This is a genomic window from Rhodococcus sp. ENV425 (assembly GCF_002887785.1).
GTDB lineage: Bacteria > Actinomycetota > Actinomycetes > Mycobacteriales > Mycobacteriaceae > Rhodococcus > Rhodococcus aetherivorans.
Genome location: NZ_PCZU01000222.1, coordinates 1 through 11,367, shown reverse-complemented (window position 1 = coordinate 11,367; position 11,367 = coordinate 1). Strand labels below are relative to the sequence as shown.

The 11,367-nt window shown below is 72.1% G+C and carries 10 protein-coding genes; 9 read left to right on the top strand and 1 reads right to left on the bottom strand.

The window, feature by feature from the left end; all coding sequences use genetic code 11:
* The 3 genes from CQZ88_RS31405 to CQZ88_RS19445 form a co-directional block, all read left to right on the top strand.
* Positions 1 to 650 (top strand): DUF3152 domain-containing protein (locus tag CQZ88_RS31405; RefSeq protein WP_258008684.1); only part of this gene is annotated, 650 nt, incomplete at its 5' end.
* 49 nt (positions 651 to 699) lie between these two features.
* Positions 700 to 1,875 carry an adenylyltransferase/sulfurtransferase MoeZ gene (gene moeZ / locus CQZ88_RS19450; protein WP_102800176.1) on the top strand — a complete coding sequence of 392 codons (1,176 nt, stop codon included), beginning with the start codon at positions 700 to 702 and terminating at the stop codon, positions 1,873 to 1,875.
* Positions 1,876 to 1,971: 96 nt separating this feature from the next.
* Positions 1,972 to 2,826 (top strand): TIGR02569 family protein, encoded by an 855-nt coding sequence (locus CQZ88_RS19445; protein ID WP_006942736.1) that lies wholly within the window; start codon positions 1,972 to 1,974, stop codon positions 2,824 to 2,826.
* Here the strand turns inward: CQZ88_RS19445 and CQZ88_RS19440 are convergent.
* The gene (locus CQZ88_RS19440) at positions 2,823 to 3,488 is read right to left on the bottom strand and encodes a FadR/GntR family transcriptional regulator (protein ID WP_006942737.1); all 666 of its coding nucleotides are present in this window, start codon (positions 3,486 to 3,488) and stop codon (positions 2,823 to 2,825) included. The two genes, CQZ88_RS19445 and CQZ88_RS19440, sit on opposite strands and share 4 nt — an antisense overlap.
* Before the next feature lie 55 nt (positions 3,489 to 3,543).
* Between CQZ88_RS19440 and CQZ88_RS19435 the strand changes: the two genes are divergently transcribed.
* The 6 genes from CQZ88_RS19435 (at position 3,544) to CQZ88_RS19410 (ending at position 11,354) form a co-directional block, all read left to right on the top strand.
* On the top strand, positions 3,544 to 4,845 hold the full coding sequence (locus CQZ88_RS19435; RefSeq protein WP_102800175.1) for an MFS transporter: 1,302 nt from the start codon (positions 3,544 to 3,546) through the stop codon (positions 4,843 to 4,845).
* Positions 4,846 to 4,941: 96 nt separating this feature from the next.
* Positions 4,942 to 6,411, top strand: coding sequence for a NarK/NasA family nitrate transporter (locus CQZ88_RS19430; RefSeq protein WP_029544583.1), 1,470 nt, complete (start codon positions 4,942 to 4,944; stop codon positions 6,409 to 6,411).
* A gap of 45 nt (positions 6,412 to 6,456) precedes the next feature.
* The gene (gene nirB / locus CQZ88_RS19425; RefSeq protein ID WP_065922412.1) at positions 6,457 to 8,970 is read left to right on the top strand and encodes a nitrite reductase large subunit NirB; all 2,514 of its coding nucleotides are present in this window, start codon (positions 6,457 to 6,459) and stop codon (positions 8,968 to 8,970) included.
* A 56-nt stretch (positions 8,971 to 9,026) separates the two neighbouring features.
* Positions 9,027 to 9,449 (top strand): nitrite reductase small subunit NirD, encoded by a 423-nt coding sequence (nirD, locus tag CQZ88_RS19420; RefSeq protein ID WP_006942743.1) that lies wholly within the window; start codon positions 9,027 to 9,029, stop codon positions 9,447 to 9,449.
* Entirely contained in the window at positions 9,446 to 10,603 is a 1,158-nt protein-coding gene (locus tag CQZ88_RS19415; RefSeq protein WP_102800174.1) for a uroporphyrinogen-III synthase, read from the top strand. The genes nirD and CQZ88_RS19415 overlap by 4 nt, the downstream gene beginning before the upstream one ends.
* A gap of 46 nt (positions 10,604 to 10,649) precedes the next feature.
* On the top strand, positions 10,650 to 11,354 hold the full coding sequence (locus CQZ88_RS19410) for a sirohydrochlorin chelatase (RefSeq protein WP_102800173.1): 705 nt from the start codon (positions 10,650 to 10,652) through the stop codon (positions 11,352 to 11,354).
* Positions 11,355 to 11,367 lie beyond the last annotated feature (13 nt).

The following is an 11,367-nucleotide window of genomic DNA, read 5'->3' as shown; positions in this document are numbered from 1 at the left end:
CGTTCCCCGCCGATCTGCCGTCCGGCGCGCTCCCGGACGGCGGGCCGTTCACGGTGGCCGGCGCCGGCACCTGGCGGGTGGTGCCCGGGACCAGCGGTCAGGTCGGCACCGGCCGCGTCTACACCTACACCGTGGAGATCGAGGACGGGGTCGACGCCACCGGCTACGGCGGCGACGCGGCGTTCGCCCGGATGGTCGACGAGACCCTGGCCAACCCGAAGAGCTGGACACAGGACCCGGCGTTCGCGTTCCGTCGCGTCGATCAGGGCGTGCCCGACTTCCGGGTGTCGCTGACGTCCCAGATGACGATCCGGCAGGGCTGCGGGTACGACATCGAGCTGGAGGTGTCGTGCTACAACCCGGGCCTGGGCCGGGTCCTGCTCAACGAGCCGCGGTGGGTGCGTGGCGCCGTCGCATTCCAGGGTGACATCGGCTCCTACCGTCAGTATCAGATCAACCACGAGGTCGGGCACGCCATCGGCTTCGCCGCCCACGAGGGGTGCGGCAGCGACGGGGGCCTCGCGCCGATCATGATGCAGCAGTCCTTCGGCACCGCCAACGACGACATCGCCGGCCTCGATCCCGAGGGCCTCGTCCCCCGCGACGGACTCACCTGCAGGTTCAACCCGTGGCCGTATCCGCGGGCGTGAGGATGGGACAATCGGGTAACCGCCCGATCGAGCCGGCCGAGGAGCTGTCGTGAGCCCATTACCACCTCTGGTGGAACCCGCTGCGGACCTGACGCGCGAGGAGGTGGCCCGCTACAGCCGGCACCTGATCATCCCCGGGGTGGGGGTGGTGGGGCAGCGGCGGCTGAAGAACGCGCGGGTGCTGTGCATCGGCGCCGGCGGCCTCGGTTCGCCGGTGCTGCTCTACCTCGCCGCGGCGGGTGTCGGCACCCTCGGCATCGTCGAGTTCGACGATGTCGAATCGTCCAACCTGCAACGGCAGGTGATCCACGGGATCGCCGACGTGGGCCGCCCCAAGGGGGAGAGCGCCCGCGACACGATCCGCGGGATCAACGACAACGTGGAGGTGCGGCTGCACCCGGTGCCCCTGGACCCCGGCAACGCCGTCGCACTGTTCGAGCAGTACGACCTGATCCTCGACGGCACCGACAACTTCGCCACCCGTTACCTCGTCAACGACGCCGCGGTCCTCGCCGGCAAGCCGTACGTATGGGGGTCGATCTTCCGGTTCGAGGGACAGGTGTCGGTGTTCTGGGAGGCCGCACCGGACGGGCGGGGGCTGAACTACCGGGACCTGTACCCGGAGGCGCCGCCGCCCGGGATGGTCCCGTCCTGCGCCGAGGGCGGCGTGCTCGGGGTGCTCTGCGCGTCCGTCGGGTCGATCATGGCCACCGAGGCGGTCAAGCTGATCACCGGCATCGGCGAGTCGCTGCTCGGACGCCTGATGATCTATGACGCTCTCGCGATGAGCTACCGGACGGTGACGTTGCGCCGCGACCCGGGCCGGGTGCCGGTGACCGAGCTGGTCGACTACGAGTCCTTCTGCGGTGTGGTGCCGGACGACGGCGCAGCCGCCCTCGCCGAGTCCACCATCACCCCGACCGAGCTGCGCCGGCTGCTCGAGTCGGACCGGGAGATCGAGCTGATCGACGTGCGCGAGCCGGTCGAGTGGGACATCGTCCACATCGAGGGGGCGCGGCTGATCCCGAAGGACCGCATCCTCTCCGGCGAGGCGCTGGCGGAGCTGCCGCAGCACAGGCCGATCGTGCTGCACTGCAAGACGGGGATCCGCTCGGCCGAGGCCCTCGCAGTGCTGAAGGAGGCCGGTTTCGCGGACGCCACGCATCTGCAGGGCGGGGTGCTCGCGTGGGCGCAGCAGGTGGACCCTTCGCTGCCCGTGTACTGAGGGGAATACGGGGAAGATAACGATGCGGGAATGGTGTCCCCGGGTAACGGAGTGCCTTCCCCTCAACGGGGCGGCGCCGACTGTACGGTGTGCCCCGTGAGTCCCCTCGAACCCCCGCAGCACGTGCGCTCGACCTTCGGCCTCCGCGACGTCGAACCGGTCCCGCTCGGGGCGGACTGGGACGGTGGCTGGCGGTGCGGCGACGTGGTGCTCTCGCCGGTCGCCGACCATGCCCGCGCAGCGTGGTCGGCGAAGGTGCGCGAGACCCTCGGGGTCGACGGGGTGCGACTGGCGCGGCCCGTCCGCTCCACCGACGGCCGCTACGTCGTCTCCGGTTGGCGCGCCGACACCTACATCGTGGGCACCTCCGAACCGCGGCACGACGAGGTGGTGGCCCTGTCGCTGCGGCTGCACGCGGCCACCGCCCAGCTGGAGCGGCCGCGCTTCCTCATGCAGCCGCCCGTGGCGCCGTGGGAGGACGTCGACGTGTTCGTCGCCGCCGACCGCGCGGCGTGGGAGGCGGTGCCCCTGCGCACCGCCCGCGCCGCCGGCGCCCCGGAAACCGTCACTCCCGACGGACGCAAGAGCATCGACCTGATCAACCAGCTCGCGACGCTGCGCAAGCCGGTCCACCTGCCCGATCAGCTCGTGCACGGTGACCTGTTCGGCACCGTGCTCTTCGCCGGCAGCGCCGCGCCGGGCCTGACCGACATCACCCCCTACTGGCGGCCCGCGTCGTGGGCGGCCGGTGTCGCCGTCGTCGACGCGCTGTCGTGGGGCGGGGCCGACGACGAGCTCATCGGCCGGTGGGAGGACCTGCCGGAATGGCCGCAGATGCTGTTGCGCGCGGTGATGTTCCGGCTCGCCGTGCACGCCCTGCATCCGCGCTCCACGGAGGAGGCGTTCCCGGGGCTGGCACACACCTCGGATCTGGTGCGGCTGCTCCTCTAGCCTTCGCCGCCGCGCAGCTCCCCGAACATCGCGAGCGCGGCGGCGGTGGCGCGGCCGGGCTCTCCCGCGACGACGGCGAGCACCAGCTCGCGGTGCTCGTCGTGGAACCCCGCCCCCGTCTCGTCGACGCGGCGCCGGATCGTCTCCTCGATGACGGGCAGCAGCGAGTCGTAGAACTCGAGGTACACGGCGTTGTGGCTGGCCTCGACGATCGCGCGGTGCAGGGCGACGTCGGCGGCGAGGGCGGCGGCCGAACGCGGGTCGGCCCACGCGCGCATCCGCGCGTCGAACAGTTCGGTCAGGTGCGCGGCATCCGCGTCGGTGCGGCGCCGGGCGGCGAGCGCTGCGGCGGTGACGTCCAGCGCCTGCCGCAGTTCGAGCACGTCCTGCTCGTGGGCGTCGGCGAAGTAGGTGCCGAGAGCGCTGCCCACCTCCGAGGTGGCGACGACGTAGGTGCCCGAGCCCTGCCGCCGCTCCAGCAGCCCCGAGTGCACGAGCGCCTGCACGGCTTCGCGCACGGTGTTGCGGCCCGTCCCGGTCAGCTCGGCCAGGGCGGGTTCGGGAGGGATGCGGGTGCCCACCGCCCAGGCGCCGGTGCGGATCTGGTCGCGCAACTGCTCGGTGACCTGGGCGATGAGGCTGGTGCGTCGCACGGTGCGCATGGGGATCCTTCCTGCATCCGGAAAACGCCTTCGACGATAGACGTCGGGTCATCCTATGATTTCACTCGTGGCTGTCACCGATGCCGGATCCTCGTCCCCGTCCCTCCTGCGGGGACGGCTCCTGGTCTTCGTTGCGATCGTGATGTCCGCGCTCACGCTGCGCCTCGCCGTGACCTCGTTCAGCCCGCTCGCCGAGCAGATCCGCGCCGAGCTCGGTTTCGCGCCCGCCGTGGTGGGCGTGTTCGGCATGGTGCCGACCGCGATGTTCGCGGTGTTCGGGCTGCTCACCCCCGTCATCGCGCGCCGGGCCGGACTCGAGGCCACGGCCCTCGTCGCGATGCTGGCCGCCGGATTCGGCATGGCAGCGCGCGCGCTGACCCACGAGACGTGGACACTGCTCGCGTTCTCCGCGCTCGCGCTCGCCGGGATGGGGGTCGGCAACGTGGTGATCCCGCCACTGGTCAAGAGGTACTTCTCCGACCGGCTCGCGGTCGTGAGCACCGTGTACATCGTCGGCGTCCAGATCGGGACGGTGCTGCCGGCCCTCGCGGCGGTCCCCGTCGCCGAGGCCGCCGGGTGGCGCTGGTCCATCGGGCTGTGGGCGGCGTGGGCGTTCGCCGCGGCGATCCCGTGGATCGGCGTCCTGTACCGGGCCCGCGGCACGCGTCCGGCCGCCGGCGACGCGCCGCACTCCCAGCCCACGCCCGGCCGGGTGTGGCGCTCGCCCGTCGCGTGGGGCATGGCCGGCATGTTCGGCATGACCTCGCTGATCACCTACTCGATGTTCACCTGGATCCCCGCGGTGCTGCTCGACGCCGGCGGCAGCGAGGCGCTCGGCGGCGCCATGATCGCCCTGTTCTCGTTCGTCGGCCTGACCGCCTCGTTCGTCGCTCCCGCCGCGTGCGCCCGCATGCGGGATCCGTTCCCGCTCGTCGTCGTGTGCGTGGCGTGCTACGCGGTGGGGTTCACCGGTCTGCTGCTCGCGCCGCTGACGGCCACGGCGCTGTGGGTACTGGCGATCGGCGTCGGGCCGACCACGTTCCCCATGGCGCTCACCCTGATCAACCTGCGCACCCGCACCCACGCAGCGTCCGCCGCACTGTCCGGCTTCACCCAGGGTCTCGGCTACACCGTCGCGTGTCTCGGCCCGGTGCTGGTCGGTGTGCTGCGCGAGGCCACCGGCGGCTGGACGGCGCCGTTCGCGTTCCTCGGGTGTGCGGCGCTCGTGGTGCTCGTCGCCGGCCGGGTCGCCTGCCGGCCCCGGTACGTCGAGGACACCTGGGGCGGTTCCGGTGCCGGTCCACAGCCCGCGAGCACCCGCGGCGCCGACCTCACGGAGGCCTCCTGCCGCAGGTGAGCATCTCTTGACGCGGCAGTCACCGAGGGCAGCACCGCGGCAACACCCGTTTCCTACCTTGGGTCCATCGATACCGACCCGAGGAAGGGGCATGGGGTGGCCGCAACGACCGGAGTATCACCGACCGAAGGCCTGCGTGCGAAGTTCGCGCGCAAGCACCGCATCGAACACTGGGACGCCGAGGACACGGCGGCATGGGAAGCCGGCGGCAAGGAGATCGCGAAGCGGAACCTGATCTGGTCCGTCCTGGCCGAGCACGTCGGCTTCTCCGTCTGGTCCATCTGGTCCGTGATGGTGCTGTTCATGCCGGCCGACGTCTACGGCATCGATCCCGCCGGCAAGTTCTTCCTCGTCGCGGTGCCCACCCTCGTGGGCTCGCTGCTGCGCATTCCCTACACCGTCGCCACGGCCCGGTTCGGCGGTCGGAACTGGACGGTGTTCAGCGCGCTGGTGCTGCTGATCCCCACCGTCGCGGCCCTGTACCTGATGCTCAACCCCGGCTTCTCGTACACCACCTTCCTGGTGGTGGCCGCGGTCGCCGGACTCGGCGGCGGCAACTTCGCCTCGTCGATGACCAACATCAACGCTTTCTACCCGCAGCGGCTCAAGGGCTGGGCGCTGGGCCTGAACGCGGGCGGCGGCAACATCGGCGTGCCGGTGGTCCAGCTCGTCGGCCTGCTCGTCATCGCCACCGTCGGCAACACCGAGCCGTGGATCGTGTGTGCCGTCTACCTGGTGCTGTGTGCCTTCGCCGCGCTCGGCGCGGCCCTGTTCATGGACAACCTCGGTGACCAGCGCGCCGACCTGCGGGCGATGGGCGAATCCCTGAGGTACCGCGACTCGTGGATCCTCAGCTTCCTCTACATCGGCACCTTCGGCTCCTTCATCGGCTTCAGCTTCGCGTTCGGGCAGGTGCTGCAGATCAACTTCCTGGCCGGGGGCGCGACCGCCGCCGAGGCCTCCCTGCACGCCGCGCAGATCGCGTTCATCGGCCCGCTGCTCGGCTCGATCGCCCGGCCCCTCGGCGGCAAGCTGGCCGACCGGATCGGGGGCGGCCGGATCACGCTGTACACGTTCGCGGCAATGGCCCTCGCGGCGGGACTGCTCGTCACCGCCGGCACCCTCGACGACGCCACCGCCGGCGCCGCCACCGGCGGCATCATGGTGACCTTCGTCCTCGGGTTCATCGCCCTGTTCCTGCTCTCGGGCATCGGCAACGGCTCCGTCTACAAGATGATCCCGTCCATCTTCGAGGCCAAGGCGCAGAGCCTCGACTCGCTCGACCGGGCCGGGAAGGCCGCATGGGCGCGCAGCATGTCCGGCGCCCTGATCGGATTCGCCGGCGCCATCGGCGGACTCGGCGGCGTCGGGATCAACCTGGTGCTGCGCGCGTCCTACAGCAGCGAAGCCAAGTCGGCGACCATGGCGTTCTGGGTGTTCCTCGCCTTCTACCTGGTCTGCATCGTCGTCACCTGGGCCGTGTTCCTGCGCCGACCCACCGCCCCGCCCGCGGAGACGCCCGCACCGCGCGACGTCACCGCCGACACGGTGGCCACCCGCGTCTGACCGCGGCCGGCCCCCCATCACGTACGCAAGGAAGAAGGAAACGGTATGAGCCACAAGTCTGTTGTCGTCGTCGGACACGGCATGGTGGGCCACCGCTTCGTCGAGGCGCTGCGCGCCCGCGACGAGAAGAACCTCTGGTCGGTGACGGTGCTGTGCGAGGAACCGCTGCCCGCCTACGACCGCGTGGGACTGTCCTCCTATGTCGGCTCGTGGGATTCGAAGGAACTCGCCCTCGCCGGCAACGAGTACGAGGGCGACGACCTGGTCGAGCTGAGGATCGGCACCCGGGCCGCGGCGATCGACCGTGCCGGGCGCACCGTCACCACCGACGCCGGTGAGGTGATCGGGTACGACGCGCTCGTCCTGGCCACCGGCTCGTACCCCTTCGTCCCGCCGATTCCCGGCAAGGATCTGGCCGGGTGCTTCGTCTACCGGACCCTCGACGACCTGGACGGCATCCGGGCCGGCGCGGAGCGGGCCGCTCCGGGAGCGGTCGGCGTCGTCGTCGGCGGCGGGCTCCTCGGCCTCGAGGCGGCCAACGCGCTGCGGATGCTGGGCATGACGCCGCACGTCGTCGAGTTCGCCCCCCGGCTCATGCCGCTGCAGGTCGACGAGGGCGGCGGTGCGCTCCTCGCCCGGCTCGTCACCGATCTCGGGCTGACGGTGCACACGGGCGTCGGCACCGCCGGCATCACCGAGGGCCCCGGCGGGTTGAGGGTGGAACTGTCCGACGGGTCGGTGATCGACGCCGCGCTGCTCGTGTTCTCCGCAGGCGTCCGTCCCCAGGACGGGCTGGCCCGCGACGCGGGGCTCGAGCTGGGCCCGCGCGGCGGTGTCCGCACCGACCTCGGCTGCCGCAGCACGACCGACGACGCGGTCTACGCGATCGGCGAGTGCGCGGCCGTCGAGGGCACCTGCTACGGCCTCGTCGCCCCCGGCTACAGCACGGCCGAGGTGGTGGCCGACCGGCTCCTCGGCGGCGCCGCCGAGTTCCCGGGCGCCGACCTGTCCACGAAGCTCAAGCTGCTCGGCGTCGACGTCGCGAGCTTCGGCGACGCGCACGCCACCACTCCGGGCGCCCTCGAGGTCGTGCTGTCGGACGCCGCGAAGGGCACCTACGCCAAGCTGGTCGTCTCGGACGACGCGAAGACACTGCTCGGCGGCATCCTCGTCGGCGACGCCTCCGCGTACGGGTCGCTGCGGCCGCTCGTCGGCCGGGAGCTGCCCGGCGACCCCGCGGCGCTGATCTCCCCGGCGGGAGAGAAGCCGGGCGCCGGGTCGCTGCCCGACGACGCCGAGGTGTGCTCCTGCAACGGAGTCACCAAGGGGACGATCTGCGGTGCCATCGCGGACGGCGCGTGCGACATCGCCCAGGTCAAGGCCTGCACCGGCGCCGGCACCACGTGCGGCGGCTGCCTGCCCACCGTCAAGCAGCTCCTCGCGGCGTCCGGTGTGGTCATGTCGAAGTCCTTGTGCGAGCACTTCGAGCAGTCCCGGGCCGAGCTGTTCCAGATCGTGCAGGCCACGAACACCCGCACGTTCTCGGCACTGATCTCCAAGTACGGCCAGGGGACCGGCTGCGACATCTGCAAGCCCGTCGTCGCCTCGATCCTCGCCTCGACCGACTCGGACCACATCCTGGGCCGGCAGCAGGCGGCGCTGCAGGACACCAACGACCACTTCCTGGCCAACATCCAGAAGAACGGCACCTACTCGGTGGTGCCGCGGATGCCCGGCGGGGAGTGCACCCCCGAGCAGCTCATCGTCATCGGCGAGATCGCCCGCGACTTCGGCTTGTACGTCAAGATGACCGGCGGCCAGCGCATCGACCTGTTCGGTGCGCGGGTCGAGCAGCTGCCGCTCATCTGGCAGCGGCTCGTCGACGCCGGCATGGAATCCGGCCAGGCGTACGGCAAGTCCCTGCGCACCGTGAAGAGCTGCGTGGGCTCGACGTGGTGCCGGTACGGCGTGCAGGACTCGGTCGGCATGGCCGTCGACCTCGAACTGCGCTACCGCGGGCTGCGCTCACCGCACAAGCTCAAGTTCGGCGTTTCCGGCTGCGCCCGCGAGTGCGCCGAGGCGCGCGGCAAGGACGTCGGGGTGATCGCCACGGAGAACGGCTGGAACCTGTACGTGTGCGGCAACGGCGGCCAGTCGCCCAAGCATGCGCAGCTGCTCGCCGGTGGTCTCGACGACGGGACCCTCGTCAAGTACATCGACCGGTTCCTGATGTTCTACGTGCGCACCGCCGATCGCCTGCAGCGCACCGCGCCCTGGCTCGAGTCCCTCGAGGGCGGGCTCGAGCACCTCCGGGCGGTGGTGTGCGAGGACAGCCTCGGCATCGGCGACGAGCTCGAGGCGGCGATGGCCAAGCACGTCGCCGGGTACCGGGACGAGTGGAAGGGAGTGCTCGAGGACCCCGAGAAGCTGTCCCGGTTCGTGTCGTTCGTCAACGCGCCCGAGGTGGCCGACCCGACCGTGCGGTTCGACGACTCGGGCAAGCGGAAGGTGCCGGTGCTGGTCGGAATGCCCTCTTACCGTGAGGGAATCTCGGGTTAACGCCCGAGAAACACCGGCCCCGGAGAATTCCGTCCGTAGTTCCAAGGAGGACATTCATGACCGTCATCGAGACGCACACCCCCGAGCGCGCGTCGCGTGCCAGCGTGTACGACGGGCGTCTGGAGTGGACGTCGGCGTGCCCGCTCAGTCACCTCATCCCCGGCCGCGGCGTCGCCGTGCTGTTGCGCGGCGGCGAGCAGGCCGCGCTGTTCCGGCTCGACGACGGCAGTCTGCGGGCGGTGGGCAACTTCGACCCGTTCGGCCGCGCCGCGGTGATGTCGCGCGGGATCGTCGGCGACCGCAGCGGCGAGCCCACCGTCGCCTCGCCGCTGCTCAAGCAGGTCTTCTCGCTGGACGACGGACGCTGCCTCGACGATCCGTCGGTCCGCCTGCCCGTGTACGACGTGCGGGTGTGGGCCGGTGTCGTCCAGATCCACAGCCTCGTGCCCGTGCACCGCGGTTACGGCGAGCGTTCGTGAGCGAGGACAACGCGCCGCTGCACGGCTTCACGATCGGCATCACCGCCGCACGCCGCGCCGACGAGTTCGCCACCCTGCTCCCCCGGCGCGGCGCGGAGGTTGTCCACGCACCCGCCATCCGCATCATCCCGCTCGCGGACGACGCCGAGCTCGAGCGCGTGACGCGCGACATCCTCGACACCCCGCCGGACATCACCGTGGCCACCACGGCGATCGGCTTCCGCGGCTGGATGGGGGCCGCGGACGGCTGGGGCCTCGCCGAGCAGCTCGGCGAGGCCCTGGGCGGCAGCCGCATCCTGGCCCGCGGGCCGAAGGTCACCGGCGCGATCCGGGCCGCCGACCTGCGGGAGGAGTGGTCGCCGGCGTCGGAGTCGTCCGCGGAGGTGCTCGAGCACCTGCTGGCCGAGGGTGTGGAGGGGGTGCGGATCGCGGTGCAGCTGCACGGCGCCCGCACCGAGTGGGAACCCGGCGCGGACCTGTGCGAGGTGCTGCGCGACGCCGGTGCCGACGTGGTGGCGGTCCCGGTGTACCGGTGGACCCCGCCCGACGACCCCACCGCGCTGGACCGGCTCATCGAGCAGATCGCCGACCACAGCATCGACGCGGTGAGCTTCACCAGCGCGCCGGCCGTCGCGTCGCTGCTGATGCGTTCCAAGGCCACCGGCATGCTCGAGTTGATGCTGCGCGCGCTGCGCACCGGGGTCACCGCGGTGTGCGTGGGGCCCGTGACGGCCGCGCCGCTGGTCGAGCTGGAGGTGCCGGTCTCGGCACCGGCCCGGGCCCGGCTCGGATCCCTCGCCCGGCACCTGGCCGAAGAGCTGCCGCGGCGCGCCCACCGCATCGAGGCCGGGGGGCACGTCCTCAGCGTCCGCGGCCGCTGCGTCGTGGTCGACGGCGAGATCCGCTGCCTGGCGCCCGCCGCGATGGCGCTGATGCGCACCCTCGCCGCCCGGCCCGGCCGGGTCGTCTCGCGTGAGGAACTGCTCGCCGCGCTGCCCGGCGGCGGCGGCGACACCCACGCCGTGGAGACCGCCGTGGCGCGGCTGCGGTCCGCGCTCGGCGCCCCCACGATCGTGCAGACCGTCGTCAAGCGTGGCTACCGGCTCGCGGTCGACCCGGTGGGCTGCGCCGACAAGGAATACCCGCTCGGCTAGGGGCATCGTCTCCGGCCGACCCCGTTCCGGATCAGGAGTTGTGACCATGATCGACCCGGCCCTGCTGCTCGTCGCTCACGGCACGCGCAATCCGCGCGGCGTCGAGATGATCGCGTCCCTCGCCGACGCCGTCTCCCGCGACGTGGGCGCCACCCGCGTCGCGTTCGTCGACGTCCTCGGACCCTCGCCGACGGAGGTGCTGCGCGATTCCGGCCGGCCCACCGTGCTGGTGCCCGCCTTCCTCGCCTCCGGCTACCACGTGCACGCCGACGTGCCACGCGAGGTCGCCGACAGTGGGCATCCCGCCGTGGCGGTCACCCGCGCGCTCGGACCCGACCCGGTGCTCGCACGGGTGCTGCTGCACCGGCTCTCCGCGGCCGGCTGGAAACCCGGTGACGCGGTGGTGCTCGCCGCGGCGGGCTCCTCCGACCCCCGCGCCCTCGGCGACGTGCGACGGGCCGCGGACATGTTGTCGGCCCTCGCGCGCGTCGCCGTGCGCGTCGGGTACGTCGCCACGGGTGCCCCGCGCGTGCCGGACGTCGTCGCCGGACTGCGCGCCGCGGGTGCGCGCCGGGTGTTCGTCGCCTCGTACCTGCTCGCCGACGGGCTGTTCCACGCGCGTCTCGCCGATGCGGGCGCCGACGGGGTGGCGGCCCCGCTCGGGGTGCACGACTCGATCGTGCGCCTGGTGGCCGAGCGGTACCGGTCGGCGGCGACGGCGCTGCTCGCCGGAGGCCCGCTGCGCGGGTGACCTTGCCGACACG

Excerpts from the sequence above, each read along its gene's own strand:
- CQZ88_RS19410 (WP_102800173.1), top strand. The coding sequence starts at position 10,650 with ATGATCGACCCGGCCCTGCTGCTCGTCGCTCACGGCACGCGCAATCCG.
- nirD (WP_006942743.1), top strand. The coding sequence starts at position 9,027 with ATGACCGTCATCGAGACGCACACCCCCGAGCGCGCGTCGCGTGCCAGC.
- CQZ88_RS19435 (WP_102800175.1), top strand. The coding sequence starts at position 3,544 with ATGATTTCACTCGTGGCTGTCACCGATGCCGGATCCTCGTCCCCGTCC.
- nirB (WP_065922412.1), top strand. The coding sequence starts at position 6,457 with ATGAGCCACAAGTCTGTTGTCGTCGTCGGACACGGCATGGTGGGCCAC.
- CQZ88_RS19440 (WP_006942737.1), bottom strand. The coding sequence starts at position 3,488 with ATGCGCACCGTGCGACGCACCAGCCTCATCGCCCAGGTCACCGAGCAG.